We start from the raw sequence: 15,106 nt of genomic DNA, 5'->3' as shown, positions 1-15,106 counted from the left end.
ATTTGATTAAACTATTGCAAAGTATAAATTATAGATGGATTCCATTTGGTAGCATCGTACCCATAGTTACCATTTTGATTGACGATAAAATAGATGGAGTCTCCCTTTGTCACATTAATATTCAAATTTGTTGTCACTCCGATTGAATCGTCTCTATTTATACTTTGCCATCCCGTTGAAGGCCAGATTTGGGTGCTATTCTTCATAATCTTCACGCGAACCCCGTCCCCTTCCAGGTTAACCGGGTGTTTGGCTACCCTTCCTGCGATCCGTATGGAACCCGTTTGAGGCGCAACCCATTTCAGTACGGCGTCATTGCCGTCTGGATGCATCCATTCCTTGCTGATGATGTTCCATTTTTGCTCACCTTTCCATCTTGCTTCTGCCGGGTCCCATGTCATGTCCTTATACTGGGTTCCGTCCCATTGCTGGTAGTACCAGTTGTTCTTTCCCTGTGCTGAGCCAAATACGGAAGACATCTTCTCAATATAGGTAATCGACGGGTTCCACTGGGTTCCATCATAGAGCTGATCACCATTCTGGTTGACGACAAAATAGACGGAGTCCCCCATTGTCACATTAATATTCAAGTCTGTTGTGACTCCGATAGCATCATCGCCTTTTATAATTTGCCAACCTGCTGAGGGCCAGACTTGAGTGCTGTTCTTCATAATTTTCACGCGCACCCCATCCCCTTGCAGGTTAACCGGGAGTTTGGCTACTCTTCCAGCTATGCGTATGGAACCGGTTTGCGGTGCAACCCATTTCAGCATGGCGTCATTACCATCTGGATGCATCCAGTCCTTGCTGATGATGTTCCAAATCTGCTCCCCTCTCCATCTATTTTCTGTCAAGTCCCATGTCATATCCTTATACTTGATTCCATCCCAGTACTGGTAGTACCAGTTGTTCCTTCCCTGATCAGAGCCAAATGCAGTTGAAGCTTTTTCAATATATGTAATTGACGGTGTCCATTTAGTGGCATCATATCCTATGGTTCCATTTTGATTAACGATGAAATAGATAGTGTCCCCAATGGTCACATTAATGTTTACATCCGTTGTCACCCCTATAGCATCATCGCCTTGTATACTTTGCCAACCTGCTGAGGGCCAGACCTGAGTGCTGTTCTTCATGATTTTCACGCGAACCCCGTCCCCTTGCAGGTTCACCGGGTGTTTAGCAACTCTTCCTGCGATCCGTATGGAACCTGTCTGGGGCGCAACCCATTTAAGTACGGCGTCATTACCATCCGGATGCATCCATTCCTTGCTGACAATATTCCAGTTTTGCTCTCCTCTCCACCTTGATTCAACGGGGTCCCATGTCATGTCCTTGTACTGGGTTCCGTCCCATAGCTGGTAGTACCAGTTGTTCTCTCCTTGTTTGGAACCAAAGGCTGTCTGTAATTCAAAATAGGGTTCTCCAGAATTCTTAGATACTAGATTCCCATTGTTATCGTAGAGAAACCGTTCCGTCTCTCCGGTCAATTCGCTTTTTTGTGCCAATCTGCCATTCGCATCATAATAGTAGAAGGTAGCGGCAGAGGCAGAATTCAGAATAGTGAAAGAAAACATTAAAAGAACGATTGTGAAAACAAATGGAGTTGCAGATAAAGATTTACGCATTAGCCCCCTCGATTCTTAGGTTAATTGCACTTGTATTATTTGGATTTATTGATTCTGAACTCACTCAGCTGAAAATAAAAACCTCCATAATCATCGGTACCCAGTTTGGTCGCATATACACGTACATACCGTGCCAAGATGGGAGCATCGAAGGTGAACGTTTTAATATTCCCATTGTTAACATAGCCGGTGTAAGACTGTCCCTTTACGTCAGTCCAAACTTTACCGTCTACGCTGCTCTGTATTTTAAAATCGACTGGAAATCCCAATGTTGCTCTTGGAATCAGTTGAATGCCAGCAATTTTTTGGAGCATACCGGAATCTACGGCAACCCATTCTGTACTTGTTGATGGATAACGGGCAATACTTGACCATATAGTTGAAGAATTTTGATCCACCACTCTAGATGCAGACAAACCACTAATTGCAGAAGAAGCTGCTACAGTTGACAAATTGACCTTAATCTCAGCAAGCTGAAAATAATATCCTCCATTGTCATCCGTACCAAGTTTGGTTGCGTAAATTCTTACATAGCGGTCAATAACAGGGGCATCAAAGTTAAAGGTTTGAACAGATCCATTGTTAATATATCCTGTGTAGGACTGCCCCGGGATATCTGACCAAGACTTAGCATCGCTACTGCTCTGTATTTTAAAATCAACCGGAAAGCCCAATGTTCCTCTTGGATATAACTGAACCCCTCCTATCATCTGAATACTCCCGGAATCAACAATAATCCACTCTGTACTAAGCGCTGGATAACGAGCTACACTTGACCAAATTGTGGTAGCATTCTGATCAACCAGTCTGGACGCAGGCCAGCCGTTTATTTCAGAAGACACTGCTACAGATGCCAGTTGGGTCTTAATCTCAGCGAGTTGAAAATAATAACCTCCGTTATCATCCGTACCTAGCTTAGTTACATATACTCTTACGTAACGGTCAATGACAGGTACATCGAAGTTGAATGTTTGAACAGATCCATTGTTGATATACCCTCTGTAGGCCTGTCCAGGGATATCTGTCCAAGACTTAGCGTCACTACTGCTCTGTATTCTAAAATCAACCGGAAATCCCAGTGTTCCTCTTGGATATAGCTGAACTCCACCTATCATCTGTATGCTCCCAGAATCAAAGACGATCCATTCTGTGCTCTCTGCCGGATAACGCGCAATGCTTGACCACATTGTGGTAGCATTCTGATCGACCAGTCTGGACGCAGGCCAGCCACCAGTTGTGGATGAAGTCGCAACAGTAGAAGGCATAATCTTAATTTCAGCAAGTTGGAAATAATAATGTCCGTTATCGTCCTTCCCCAACTTAGTAGCATATACTCTTATGTATCTTGCAATTACAGGTGCTTCAAACTGAAAAGAATGAGTCAAACCGTCATTGACAAAATTGCTGTAGGTCTGACCAGGGATATCTGTCCAAGCCACTGCATCGTCACTAGACTGTATTTTAAAGTTAACCGGAAAAGATAGCTTCCCCCTTGGAGTTAATTCGACCCCACCTACAATACCACTTGTGCCTAGGTCAGCAGCTACCCATTCTATATCGTCTTCATTGCCTCTATTTACACTTGACCATACCGTTGCCGCATTGTTGTCCCTAAGTTTGTAAGGCTCCCAGCCCTCAATACTAGAAGAAGTGAAAACACTGTAACCTGTAGAAGCAATCTTTCGTTTGAGATTACCGTTACGGTCATATACATAATAGAAACTATCTTTGTTTGAATCTATTGTGTAATCTAGTCTGCTCCCCCCAGAATCATAATGATAGAATGTTGTGTTAAGATTATTTGAGGATTCAGCATTCACAGAGATTGAGCTTAAAATAAGAAATAAAAAAAACAAACCAAGCGTTTTATAGAGTTTCATTAAACCTCTCCATCCTCTAATAGATTATTTCTTTTCCACTTTCAGCAAATTCCCGTTCTTATCATATGTATATTGAATTGTTGATCCGTCTGGCAAGATAGTAAGCAGGAGTTGGCCGGCTGCATTATACTTGTGCTGAATCAGATTAAAATCCGTACTGACTGCAACGCGAACAAAACCTGCTTCCCGGCCGCTTCCCTTAATAATCAAGTCCCCTCTTCCGTCGCCGCTCACATCGCTGAACCATAAATCATTACTATCAATCATTCTACTGTCAGAGTTCCAGGTCCAGTAGGGATAGCCACTTCCATCACTCAGGGAGGCGTACAACCAGCCATCGTTATACCCTACATTTTTCCCTACTGATATCATATCGGCCTTGCCATCTCCATTAATATCTGTGAACCACATGGTTCCGCTGTCGTCGATCATTCGTTTGCCGCTGTTCCATGTCCAGTAGGCATAACCTGCTCCATTACTCAATGAGACGAACACATATCCAGCATTGGCTGTTCCGGGCTGACCTTTGGATATCATGTCGGCTTTGCCGTCTCCATTCACATCAGCAAACCACTGAACATCGTTGTCATTAACCATCCGTGATCCAGATGCCCAAGTCCATGGATTATAACCGCTGCCGGTGCTTAAAGAGACATACATCTGACCAGCATTTATTGCGCCCGGCTGCCCTTTTGCGATTAAATCAGCCTTCCCATCGCCATTCACATCTGCAAACCATGCTGTATCTAGAGGATTGAGCATTTTGATTGAGGACGTCCATGTCCAAGGCTGGTAGCCTGCTCCTGTGCTTAAGGATACGTATATGCGCCCCTCGTTCCATGACCCTGCCTGTCCAACTGAAATTAAATCCTTTCTGCCATCCCCGTTCACATCCTCAAGCCACAATGGACTGTGATCATCAAGCATACGTACACCAGAGTTCCAGGTCCAAGGCTGGTAGCCATTCCCCGTGCTTAAAGAAACGTAGATGACCCCGGCATTCCAGGCTCCTGGTTCACCTTTTGTGATAAGATCTGACATGCCATCCCCATTCACGTCAGCGAACCACATCGGACTATTGTCGTCTATCATGCGGGAACCGGAATTCCACGTCCAAGGCTGAAACCCCCTTCCGGTGCTTAAGGCTACGTAGATAACTCCAGCATTCCAGGCTCCTGCTTCGCCCTTGGAGATTAGATCCTTCTTCCCGTCCCCGTTAACATCCTCAAACCACATCTGACTATTGTCATCGACCATACGGCTAGTTGTGCTCCAGCTCCATGGGACGTAGCCGATATGCTTATTCAGATTGGAGGCTCCAGCTGCGGAAGTATTTGTACTCATAATAAATGAACAGAGTATAGTGATGAGAAGAAACACTTTCTTGAGTTTTCTGAAATTTTCCATGTTGCTATAAGGCCCTCTCTTTAGTTGAATTTGTCGTAGCTCTACTTTTCGGAACTCGCCTGTATCCATCCAATGACTTCCTCAACCATCATAATTTACCGCCCCGCACATTTAAACGGTTGTATTTTGTCGAAATATAACTTATATTGTCGATTGCGTATTATTTTGGTCACATTATCAAAATGCAGAATTATATAATTTACAGAGATTTCCGAAAAGGCTATAATCCTCTAAGAATTGATTTAGGGGGATAAAGAGAAATGCGTGTATTCGTAAATAAATGTTATTTAAAATTTAGTGTGTTTGTGTTGGGAATGCTTCTATTTTTGATATGGGACACCGATGTGTCTTTAGCAGTTCAGTATAATTACAAAGGTTCTACGGGACAGCTCAGCAGTGTGGCTTATGATGATGGAACGGTCATTATTTATAAATATGACTTGAACGGTAATATGACCTCTAAAAGCAACCTTAAAACACCTGTAGTTCAAGCACCAGCAGAAGCGACTTTATTAGATAGCTCCTATGAGGTATACGCCTATGGGGTTAAAAAGGAAGCTAAAAATGTTACCTTTCCTACTTGGACGGCTTTTAATGGTAATGATGATTTAGGCTCTCCTTGGGTAGCCGGTGAAAAAGTTTCCGATGGTATTTGGAAAGCAGTTGTTCCTTTTAGCAAACATAATCAGGAGTCTGGGTTGTACTACAATGACGTCTGGGTTGATGGTGTGTATTTTGGAGGAACTACTACTGTTGTTAAAAGAAATGTTGTTCAAATTCCTGAGAAGGTAAATTTCAAAGATGGCTCGTATGATATTATCGTTCATGGAGTAAGTGAAGCTATAACTAATATGACCTTTTACACTTGGACTGAGGCCAATGGTCAGGACGATTTGAAGCAAAACAAAGGACAGAAAGTATCGCCAGGAGTATGGAAATTGACGGTTCCATTAAGTGAACATTCCTTTGAAACAGGTACATATACTACACATATTTATTCAATAGATTCTTTTGGGAATAGCACTGGAATCGGTGTTCAGACTAAAGTCCAATCTTCTATATTTGCTCCTTCTGAGGTCTATCTACTGGATAGTTCGTATGAAGTCTACGCCTATGGGGTCAAAAAGGACGCCAAAAATGTTACTTTTCCCACTTGGACTGATTACAAGGGTCAGGACGATTTAGCCTCTCCTTTGGTAGCCGGTGAGAAAGTCTCCGATGGTATCTGGAAAGCTGTCGTACCTTTGAATAAGCATAATAATGAGTCTGGATTGTACTATAACGATGTCTGGGTTGATGGTGTGTACTTTGGAGGGGTTACCACCATTGTTAAAACCAATACGATTATCATTCCAGATACAGTTAGCTCAAGGGCTGGTTCATACGAAATAACAATAGAAAACTTACGTGAAGATATATCTAAACTTACCTTCTATACTTGGACCGAGTTACAGGGTCAGGATGATATAAAGCAAAGTGGAGGCCAAAAAGTATCACCAGGAACATGGAAAATTACCATTCCTCTCAGTGAACACAATTACGAGACTGGTACTTATATAACGCACATCTATACCACTGACCAATTTGGAAATAGCTCTGGAATAGGTGTTAAAACCATAGTAATCAAATAATATGTCTATCTGAGTAACAATTGGATAAACGGCACTTAATTCCGGCCTAACTCGCACAATAGCCATTTTCATCTATATTAAGCAGCATTTTTCCAACTGTTATTCTATTTGTAGAGATTTCACCGAAAATTAATGTTGTTTATCCACTTAGCATCCTGTGCAGCAGGCAAGGGACCTCAGTCGTGGGAGCATCCATACCAACCACAAAGAACCCCGCACCAGATGGTGAAAATCCAATCACCTCTGATGCGGGGCTCTCTCTATACAAATCAATCCATCCTAATCTTCCTGCCTACTCCTTCCTCCCCCGAAGCAATGCTATCGCCGATAGCAGGAAGGAGACCAGGGAGATGCCGAGGGTAATATAGAGCATCGGCGAGGTGCCGGAGCCGGTGCCCTCGTTCTCTACAATGGCCTGATGCTCGTCCATGGTCATGGTGCCGCTGCCGGACTTGTCTGCGGCACCGTGGCCGTGGCCGCCATCGGCGCTGCCGGAGGCTTCTACGATGGCAGTGATGGAATGCGGCGATTCCGAGCCGGGTTCGCCGGACCATTGCACCAGGCTGCCGTCGGCATAGTGCTGATAGGCATCCCAGGCGATATCGCCAGCGGTGTCCGGGTTCTTGGCGGTGAAGTAGAAGCGCTGGAACTGTCCGGCCTGAATACCGCCGTCCTTGGCAATCCAGCTTACTTTATTCCCTTCAACCGTTACCTCCCAGCCGGGAGTGGCTTCGTATTGCTTAAATTCCGCGCCTGACGGAATCCGCAGATCCACCTGGATGGTGGCAACGTCTTTCTCGGACGGCACCTTCAGGGTATATGTCTCCCAGGCCCCCGTGCCGGACTGGGCTGGACTAACGGTTACGTGGGCACTCGCCACGGCTGCGAACAACAGTAAGGCTGCGGCTGCCGGTGCGGCCAGTGCTGCTATTTTGCGAAACATTCTATTCAATGGAATCTCCCCTTCTCTCTTGTTATCATCTATCTCTTTCCCGGAAAATCCCGCTCCCGCGAAGCCAGTCCCTGCTCCAATGCGTATCTGGTGAGCTGTGTACGGTTCTGAAGCTGAAGCTTCTGCAGGATGTTCTTCAGATGATTCTTGACCGTATGCTCGGAGATGCCGAGGGTGGCGGCAATCTCCTTATTGGTGGACCCGGAGGATACACAGCCCAGTATCTCCTTCTCCCGCGCCGTTAATGCCTCCCGCTCCTCCTTCACGGAGGTGACGGCGAACTCCTTCAGAATCTGGAACGCCAGCTCTCGGCTCAGCGGCACCTCTTCGCTTACAATCGCCAGCAGATATTCAATCCAGGTAGACGGGGCCAGGTTCTTCAGGAGGTACCCCTGTGCCCCCTGCTTAAGCGCTTCGAACAGATAGGATATCTCATCCGACACGGTGACGATGACAATCCGGACATACGGATATTCCAGCTTAATGCGGCGGGTGGTCTCCAGACCATCCATTCCCGGCATCTCGATGTCGATCAGGATCAGGTCGGGCATCCATTGCCCGGTCCAGACAATCGCTTCAGCTCCGCTGGCCACCGCACCGATTACTTCAAACCGTTCATCCAGCGCCAGTATCTCGCTCATTGCCTCACGGGCATGTGCATGGTCATCGACGATAAGCACCCGGCAGCGTTCCATCCTGCACCTCCCCCTTCGCAATTTCTACAGTGGTTCCGACTGACCCCGATTGTACATCCAACCTCCAGCCCATACTGCGCGACCGTTCTCTCATAATCTGCAAGCCATAGCTGCCGTTCACCGCAAAAGGATCGGGATGCTCAATCCCCGCACCGTCATCTGCAACGGTCACACGCCAGCCATGTTCATTCCCATGACCCGAGACGGACACCCTGCCGGCGCGTGTGTGCTTGCGCACATTGATAATCGCTTCACGAATGCAGGATAACAGCTCTGCCTGCTCCGCAGGCGTCAGCGCCTGCTCCGGCAGATGCCAGTCCAGCGATACCTCCATCATGACTTCTCCGGCAATTGCCGCAAGCTGCTCCTGGATGGAACGCTCCAGCGAGAAGCTCCCTGCACTGCTGACCGGCACTTTCAAGTTGGCAATAGCCTGACGTACGTAACGGTTAACCTCATGGACAGTCTTCTTGATCTGATCCACATTGTCCGCGCTGACACTTCCGTCCTTACGGCTGTGCTCCAGCCGGTCAATCCGCACAGAGAGCAGGAACAGGGATTGGGCCATCCCGTCATGCAGCTCTTTGGCCAGCGCCTCCCGCGCTTCCATCGCTCCGGTTGCCGCCCGCTCCTGCTCCAGCTCCCGCTGATTGCGCTCCATGATCCGAAAGAGCGGCAGCAGCAGAATAATACTGAACAGAAATACCAATACAGGAGTTAAGAAGTTGCCTGTGTCCATGGAGATATACTCCATCAGGAACTGATGTCTCACCCACTCCCAGAAGCCGACCATAACGGTTGGAATCAGCAGGATTAGCACTTTAATTCGGGTATACGTCACGGTCCCCTCCCTAATTTCCGTTCGTTATTTTACCATTTGCGGATGATCTCCGGCATGACTCTTTAGGGCTATGTCCGCCCGTATATGTTACAGATTTGAGTATTTAAAAGTTAATTCAATCTGTTCATAGCTCCCATCTTCCTATCATAGCAGTTAGCGAAACCATATCCGATAGGTTACACTATATAAATTGAAACACAACTATGTACAATTTCATGCTGACACTACAGGAGAGATAATGAAATGAAACGAATTAGTATTCTAATCGCCGACGATGATGCGGAAATTGCCGACTTGATCGGACTGCATCTGGAAAAAGAGGGCTATCACCCCATAAAAGTGACCAGCGGCCCGGCAGCGGTGCAGGTCATCCAGTCCAGGCATATCGACCTGGCGATTCTGGATATTATGATGCCCGGGCTGGACGGGTATGAGGTGACCCGGCAGATCCGGGAGCAGCACGGGCTGCCGATTATTTTTGTGAGCGCGAAGACTTCGGATCTGGATAAAATCACCGGTCTTGTCATCGGCGCCGACGATTATATGACCAAGCCGTTCAACCCCATGGAGCTGGTCGCCAGAGTGAACGCGCAGCTCAGACGTTCCATGAAGCTGAACCAGCCGGTTACCGAGCAGAAGGCCGTGGTGGAAGCCGGGGGCCTGACCGTTGATCCGGACCGCCGTTCCGTGTCCTTGTACGGAAATCCCGTGGAGCTGACGCCGAAGGAATTCGATATTCTCTATTTGCTCGCCAGCTACCCCAAGAAAGTATTCAGCGCTGAGCAGCTTTTTCAGCAAATCTGGGGTGAGGCTTATTATGAAGGCGGAAACACCGTGATGGTCCATATCCGCACCCTGCGCAAAAAGCTGGGCGATGACCAGAATAAAAATACATGGATCAAAACGATCTGGGGAGTAGGATATACGTTCAATGGCTAATCTTGTCCGCAGCTTCCGCTTCAAAATGATTTCGCTGCTGGTGCTGAGTATGCTCTGCTCCGGTGCCATTACGTTCATACTCTATAAAAGCCTGCAAATGTATTATACCTCCCAGGTGAAGTTCGAGGATAAGCTGACCCGCTTCCGTTACTTGATTGCCGATTTCGGAGACCTGAATTTCTTCCTGATCTTCTTCATCCCGCTGGCACTCCTGTTCTTCTTCCTGTTCACCAAGCCGTATGCCCGCTATTTCAAGGAAATCTCGCAGCATATCCGCCTTCTGGCAACGGGGGACTTCAAGAGCCGTATTGTCATCCTCTCCAATGATGAATTCGAGGATATTGCCGCGGACCTCAATCTGGCCAAGGATAAGCTGCAGGAAGCGGTAGAGCGCGGGGACTTCGCCGAGAACAGCAAGGACAAGCTGGTGCTGAATCTGGCTCATGATCTGCGGACTCCGCTGACCTCTGTGCTCGGCTATCTGGATCTGGTCCTAAAGGACGGGGAGTTGACCGCCGAACAAGTTAAGCATTACACGACGATTGCCTACACCAAATCCCAGCGGCTGGAAAAGCTGATCGATGAGCTGTTCGAGATCACCCGGATGAACTACGGCATGCTTACCGTGGAGCAGCGTCCTCTTGATCTGAGCGAACTGCTGGTCCAGCTGAACGAGGAATTATATCCGCTGCTGGAGAATAACGGGCTGACAGCCCGCATGGAGGTCACTCCGCAGCTCAGGATTACCGGGGACGGGGAGCTGCTGGCCCGGGTGTTTGAGAACCTGCTGACCAATGCGGTACGCTACGGCAAAGACGGCCGTTATGTCGATCTCCGCTGCTACCCGGAGGGCGGGAACATTATTGTCCAGGTGATCAACTACGGGGATATGATCCCGGCGGCAGAGCTGCCTTTTCTCTTCGATATGTTCTATACGGGCGACAGGGCGCGGACCCATCAGGAAGGCAGTACGGGCCTTGGATTGTTCATTGCCAAAAATATCGTCGAGCAGCATCAGGGGACGATCTCCGTACAGAGTGACACGATCCGCACGCTCTTCGAGGTCCGTCTGCCGGGTCTGATCCACTAGCCTGGCCCAAGTATCGCTTGCAGTGTTGCCGTCCTTTTAGAAGGGCGGCTTTTTGCTGTGATATTTTAAGAAAAACTTTATCTTTCCCCCACTTCTATTTAAACACGCTCCTCTATGCTTAAGTCATTGAACCAAGGAGGACGAGGATATGAAGAAATGGTTATTCGTAATTGTGATTGCGTTGCTGCTCGGATATGAGTGGCTGTCCCCGGACAAAGAGGATGCCAAGGCTGGGCTGAATATCGAGACCGTACAACTCTCTACAGATAAAGATTCGAAGAATCTGACAGTGATCCCTAAGGAGCAGATCTTTCAGGGTAACCTGCTGCTGGTCAACAAGGAGTACCCCGTTCAGCCCTCGGGAGTCAGCGAGGATATTGTAAGGCTTACCGATTATGATGAGCTGACTTCCGGCTACCTGCTGCTGGATCACAAAACCCTGCTCTCCAAGCAAGTGGCAGAGAAATTCACCAAGATGGTACATGCCGCAGCCGGAGATGACATTAACAGCTTTCTGATCAGCAGCGGTTACCGGGACAATGAGAAGCAGAAGCAGCTCTATGAGGAAAAAGGGGCCGACTACGCCCTCCCGCCCGGATACAGCGAGCATAACTTGGGCTTGTCGCTTGACATCGGCTCCTCCCAGATGTCCATGAGCCATGCCCCTGAAGGGCAATGGCTGCGGGAGCACGCGTGGGATTACGGCTTCATTCTGCGCTATCCTGAAGATAAAACGGACATAACCGGTATCAAGTATGAGCCTTGGCATTTCCGGTATGTAGGTCTACCGCACAGTGTGATTATGCGGGACAAGAATTTCACGCTGGAAGAATACCTTGAATTCCTCAAGGAGCAGAAGTCGATTGTTACTACCGTTGACGGGGTCGAATATCAGATTTCTTATATCGAAGTCAACGGGAATACTCCCATCCCCACCCCTGAAGCCCAGCATGTGGAGTTCTCCGGCGACAATATGAACGGCGTGATTATGACAGCAGAAAGCGGTGATGTACAATGAGTCAGGCACACAAGCGGACAACATACGGTTTACAGGTACTGTTTACCGTCTACGTGTATATTTTGTTTAAAATCATTTTGTTCAAATTCGGTTCGATGGATCTCCCATTTCTCTGGCAGCAGCTCCAGGACGGACCGGGCAATGTAGCCGCCAGTCTGCAAACTGGAAATTTGATTCCACTGGCTACTCTGGCCGACACTTATCACCATCTCACCACTAACACCGTCGTTAATTTCTTGGGAAATATCGCTTTGTTCATCCCTTACGGCATCTTCCTGGTGCTGTTGTCCCCTAATGGAAAAGGCAGCGGCTCCTTCACCGGAGTCATCCTGTGGTCCTTCGCATTAAGCGCAGTACTGGAATGCTCGCAAGCTGTCTTCTATATCGGTACCTTTGATGTGGATGATCTGCTGCTGAATACATTCGGCGGAATGCTCGGATATATGCTGATCCGCCCAATCATGATGATCTATATGACAGGCAGACAAGGCTTCTCCGTCACCCAGAAGTGACCGGGAGCCTTGCTCTCCGGCCGCCCTGCTCACAAGGGGGAGATATAGCGGCTGTATTCGATCGCCAGCTCTGTGAAGCCATTCCCTTGCTGCGTCAGGAAAAAGCTGTTCACACCCTCCGCTCCCCACCAGTTCAGCCCAAGCAGCAGCCCGTCTGCCGAATGTGCCGCGAATAGCAGGGAGAACATCTGCGGGTTCACCTCACCGCCGTCATCGACACGCCAGACTGAATATTCATTGTCTGTAATCTCCGCAGGATAGTCCTTGAAGCTGAGCTTCCCGTCTTCCTCCAGGACAAGGCTGAACAGCATATCCTTATCTTGTCTTACGAACTGCACCAGATAGAGCTGTCTGTCCGCACCCAGCCCGGCCAGCTTCCAGGCCGACTGGATCTTCCGCCCTTTAGCTGCTGCTATACTCTGCCTTACCGGATCACCGGCTGCAAGCTGCGGGCCTGCCGGGTCAGCGGGCTGAAGCTCCAGCAAGGCCGCCTGCGGGAAGGCCGCTGAATCAACCATATAATAGGTCTCATCCCGCATAGCGGCTTCACCTTCTACCTTGTACAGATAACCGGACATATTAGGGATATTATTCGCCAGCTCCCGGCCGTTGTTGTTATCGCTACCCGTTTGCCACTTCTCCAGCTTCACGGCCAGCACCTGGCCTCCGTTGCCGATGGCAGTATTCAGGGACTTCATCTGCCCCCCGGCCCCCTCCTCTTCCCTGGAGACAAGAATATGACTCCCGGTCTCGCTGGCGAATCCGAAGACAGGCCGCAGCTTGGCAGGGTCAAGGAAGGCCTCCGGGGGATTCGTAGCCGATACCGTTGGTGTTGCCGATGCAGATACAGTAGGGACCGCACTGGCCGGGCTATCCGTCTGCTGCGGCGCAGACGATGGACTGCCCGAGGAAGGCCGGACCGAAGCTTCTGCACTGCTTGCAGCGTCATTGCTGTTCGGCCGGGCACATCCGGTCAGGCTAAGGCCTATGGCTGCGGCAAGAATAAGACATCCGGCCGCTCTTAGCCGGTGCCGGAAACTGCGCTTCGCTTGATTCATAGCGGGCCTCCAGTAGAATTTAATCGAATATCCCCATGCTGAGGTAGCGTTCACCGGTATCGGGAGCGATGCATAACACCCGCTTGCCCCGTCCCAGCCGCCGTGCTTCCTGCAGGGCTGTCCAGACTGCGGCACCACCGGAAGGGCCGAGCAGAATCCCCTCGGTACGGGCCAATTCTCTTACCATCTCCAAGGCATCCTCATCGGATACCTGTACGATCTCATCATAGATGCCGGTATTCAGAATCGCCGGGACGAAGCCGGGGCTGGTACCGACCAGCTTATGCGGTCCGGGCTGGCCGCCGGACAGCACCGGAGAACCCTGCGGTTCCACGACAACCACGCGCAGCTCCGGCAGGTGAGTGCGCAGCGCCTCGCCGGTTCCGGTAATGGTGCCGCCGGTTCCGGAGGTGGCGACGAAGACATCCAGCCGGCCCTCCATCTGCTCCAGGATTTCCGGCGCGGTAGTGGTACGGTGAATGTCCGAGTTCGCCGGATTCTCGAACTGCTGCGGAATGAAGCTGCCGGGGATCTCCCGTCCCAGCTCCACCGCCTTGGCAATCGCGCCGGGCATCCGCTCCGCCGCCGGAGTCAGCACTACTTCCGCTCCGTAGGCCTTCAGGATATTGATCCGTTCCTTCGTCATATTATCCGGCATGATCAGGATAGCCTTATACCCCTTCGCCGCCGCGTTCATCGCCAGCCCAATCCCGGTGTTCCCGCTGGTCGGCTCGATAATTGTCCCGCCCGGCTGCAGCCGTCCGTCCTGCTCCGCCTGCCGGATCAGATTATAGGCCGCCCGGTCCTTGACGCTGCCGCTGGGATTGAACATCTCCAGCTTCACATACAGCTCCGCGTCCTCCGGTCCGGTTACCCGGTTCAAGCGTACAACCGGCGTGCTGCCGATCAGCTCCGTAATATTGCCAACTACCCGCTTCGTCATGGGTGTGCCTCCTTTGTTTCGGTCCTTATCCTATGCACGATATAACACCCATTGTATAGTCACGGGATAGCATTTGTCGATTCTAAGGAGTTGCGGCCATGATCGGGCCTGAACTTGATCATATTACCCGGCAATCATGGCGGATAGTAGCTTAGGTAAGCTCTACCATAAGAATTGTGGAATCTGCAACACCGGCAATGTTGTACATTATGCAGGATTTCCAGCCGCAGAGTAGCTCTGGTCCCCGATTGTTGCACATTTTGCAGGAATAATCTGCAGATCGGAGATTCTGAGTCCACATTGTTGCCATTTGTGCAGCATTTCCGTTTTGGAGGCTATGAAGAGACTAATTTGTTGTAAAAGATGCAGGATTTCCTAGGGCCAGGCGTGATGTGAAAGGTAACCCATGTGGGCCAGTAGTCATGCTGCAATGTAAACCTAAGGACCCCGCAGCGATTCAGCACAAACAACCGCCTCCCGGACACACGGGTGGCGGTTGTTTGTGCGCTGCT

General features: G+C 49.4%; 13 protein-coding genes. 5 read left to right on the top strand and 8 right to left on the bottom strand.

What is annotated here, in order from left to right:
- Window positions 1–11: 11 nt before the first annotated feature.
- The 3 genes from MHH28_RS03000 to MHH28_RS02990 are packed head-to-tail and all read right to left on the bottom strand — an operon-like array spanning window position 12 to window position 4,984.
- Window positions 12–1,628 carry a hypothetical protein gene (locus MHH28_RS03000; protein WP_405111595.1) on the bottom strand — a complete coding sequence of 539 codons (1,617 nt, stop codon included), beginning with the start codon at window positions 1,626–1,628 and terminating at the stop codon, window positions 12–14.
- A gap of 35 nt (window positions 1,629–1,663) precedes the next feature.
- Window positions 1,664–3,508, bottom strand: a complete 1,845-nt coding sequence (locus MHH28_RS02995; protein ID WP_405111593.1) for a discoidin domain-containing protein — start codon at window positions 3,506–3,508, stop codon at window positions 1,664–1,666.
- A 24-nt stretch (window positions 3,509–3,532) separates the two neighbouring features.
- The gene (locus tag MHH28_RS02990) at window positions 3,533–4,984 is read right to left on the bottom strand and encodes an FG-GAP-like repeat-containing protein (protein WP_405111590.1); all 1,452 of its coding nucleotides are present in this window, start codon (window positions 4,982–4,984) and stop codon (window positions 3,533–3,535) included.
- Window positions 4,985–5,175: 191 nt separating this feature from the next.
- On the opposite strand from MHH28_RS02990, the gene MHH28_RS02985 reads away from it, so the two are divergent.
- A complete protein-coding gene (locus MHH28_RS02985; RefSeq protein ID WP_405111587.1) occupies window positions 5,176–6,546 on the top strand; it encodes a GBS Bsp-like repeat-containing protein in 1,371 nt (456 codons plus the stop codon).
- Between the two features lie 292 nt (window positions 6,547–6,838).
- Here the strand turns inward: MHH28_RS02985 and MHH28_RS02980 are convergent, their stop codons facing one another.
- The 3 genes from MHH28_RS02980 to MHH28_RS02970 are packed head-to-tail and all read right to left on the bottom strand — an operon-like array spanning window position 6,839 to window position 9,034.
- Window positions 6,839–7,489 carry a DUF1775 domain-containing protein gene (locus tag MHH28_RS02980; protein WP_405116810.1) on the bottom strand — a complete coding sequence of 217 codons (651 nt, stop codon included), beginning with the start codon at window positions 7,487–7,489 and terminating at the stop codon, window positions 6,839–6,841.
- 38 nt (window positions 7,490–7,527) lie between these two features.
- Window positions 7,528–8,193, bottom strand: coding sequence for a response regulator transcription factor (locus tag MHH28_RS02975; protein WP_340941487.1), 666 nt, complete (start codon window positions 8,191–8,193; stop codon window positions 7,528–7,530).
- A complete protein-coding gene (locus MHH28_RS02970; RefSeq protein ID WP_405111584.1) occupies window positions 8,162–9,034 on the bottom strand; it encodes a sensor histidine kinase in 873 nt (290 codons plus the stop codon). Before MHH28_RS02970 ends, MHH28_RS02975 begins: the two co-directional genes overlap by 32 nt.
- A gap of 243 nt (window positions 9,035–9,277) precedes the next feature.
- Here MHH28_RS02970 and MHH28_RS02965 point away from each other — a divergent pair, with 243 nt between their 5' ends.
- From MHH28_RS02965 to MHH28_RS02950, 4 genes are all read left to right on the top strand, one after another.
- Window positions 9,278–9,973, top strand: a complete 696-nt coding sequence (locus tag MHH28_RS02965; protein WP_405111581.1) for a response regulator transcription factor — start codon at window positions 9,278–9,280, stop codon at window positions 9,971–9,973.
- Window positions 9,966–11,063 (top strand): ATP-binding protein, encoded by a 1,098-nt coding sequence (locus MHH28_RS02960; protein WP_405111578.1) that lies wholly within the window; start codon window positions 9,966–9,968, stop codon window positions 11,061–11,063. Before MHH28_RS02965 ends, MHH28_RS02960 begins: the two co-directional genes overlap by 8 nt.
- 148 nt (window positions 11,064–11,211) lie before the next feature.
- A complete protein-coding gene (locus MHH28_RS02955; protein ID WP_405111576.1) occupies window positions 11,212–12,081 on the top strand; it encodes a D-alanyl-D-alanine carboxypeptidase family protein in 870 nt (289 codons plus the stop codon).
- Complete coding sequence (locus tag MHH28_RS02950; protein WP_405111573.1) at window positions 12,078–12,593, top strand: VanZ family protein; 516 nt, start codon at window positions 12,078–12,080, stop codon at window positions 12,591–12,593. Before MHH28_RS02955 ends, MHH28_RS02950 begins: the two co-directional genes overlap by 4 nt.
- 29 nt (window positions 12,594–12,622) lie before the next feature.
- Here the strand turns inward: MHH28_RS02950 and MHH28_RS02945 are convergent, their stop codons facing one another.
- The gene (locus MHH28_RS02945) at window positions 12,623–13,651 is read right to left on the bottom strand and encodes a hypothetical protein (protein ID WP_405111570.1); all 1,029 of its coding nucleotides are present in this window, start codon (window positions 13,649–13,651) and stop codon (window positions 12,623–12,625) included.
- Window positions 13,652–13,670: 19 nt separating this feature from the next.
- Window positions 13,671–14,594 carry a cysteine synthase A gene (cysK, locus tag MHH28_RS02940; RefSeq protein WP_405111568.1) on the bottom strand — a complete coding sequence of 308 codons (924 nt, stop codon included), beginning with the start codon at window positions 14,592–14,594 and terminating at the stop codon, window positions 13,671–13,673.
- Between the last annotated feature and the right edge of the window lie 512 nt (window positions 14,595–15,106).

It is taken from the genome of Paenibacillus sp. FSL K6-1217, assembly GCF_045040735.1.
Lineage (GTDB): Bacteria > Bacillota > Bacilli > Paenibacillales > Paenibacillaceae > Paenibacillus_AQ.
Note: the sequence above shows the minus strand (reverse complement) of the source record. Positions and strands in the feature narration are given on the sequence as shown.

What these genes read in the sequence shown, in the direction of transcription:
- MHH28_RS02950 (WP_405111573.1), top strand. Translation starts at nt 12,078, where the DNA reads ATGAGTCAGGCACACAAGCGGACAACATACGGTTTACAGGTACTGTTT.
- MHH28_RS02980 (WP_405116810.1), bottom strand. Translation starts at nt 7,489, where the DNA reads ATGTTTCGCAAAATAGCAGCACTGGCCGCACCGGCAGCCGCAGCCTTA.
- MHH28_RS02955 (WP_405111576.1), top strand. Translation starts at nt 11,212, where the DNA reads ATGAAGAAATGGTTATTCGTAATTGTGATTGCGTTGCTGCTCGGATAT.
- MHH28_RS02985 (WP_405111587.1), top strand. Translation starts at nt 5,176, where the DNA reads ATGCGTGTATTCGTAAATAAATGTTATTTAAAATTTAGTGTGTTTGTG.
- MHH28_RS02975 (WP_340941487.1), bottom strand. Translation starts at nt 8,193, where the DNA reads ATGGAACGCTGCCGGGTGCTTATCGTCGATGACCATGCACATGCCCGT.
- cysK (WP_405111568.1), bottom strand. Translation starts at nt 14,594, where the DNA reads ATGACGAAGCGGGTAGTTGGCAATATTACGGAGCTGATCGGCAGCACG.
- MHH28_RS02960 (WP_405111578.1), top strand. Translation starts at nt 9,966, where the DNA reads ATGGCTAATCTTGTCCGCAGCTTCCGCTTCAAAATGATTTCGCTGCTG.
- MHH28_RS02990 (WP_405111590.1), bottom strand. Translation starts at nt 4,984, where the DNA reads ATGGATACAGGCGAGTTCCGAAAAGTAGAGCTACGACAAATTCAACTA.
- MHH28_RS03000 (WP_405111595.1), bottom strand. Translation starts at nt 1,628, where the DNA reads ATGCGTAAATCTTTATCTGCAACTCCATTTGTTTTCACAATCGTTCTT.
- MHH28_RS02965 (WP_405111581.1), top strand. Translation starts at nt 9,278, where the DNA reads ATGAAACGAATTAGTATTCTAATCGCCGACGATGATGCGGAAATTGCC.
- MHH28_RS02995 (WP_405111593.1), bottom strand. Translation starts at nt 3,508, where the DNA reads ATGAAACTCTATAAAACGCTTGGTTTGTTTTTTTTATTTCTTATTTTA.
- MHH28_RS02945 (WP_405111570.1), bottom strand. Translation starts at nt 13,651, where the DNA reads ATGAATCAAGCGAAGCGCAGTTTCCGGCACCGGCTAAGAGCGGCCGGA.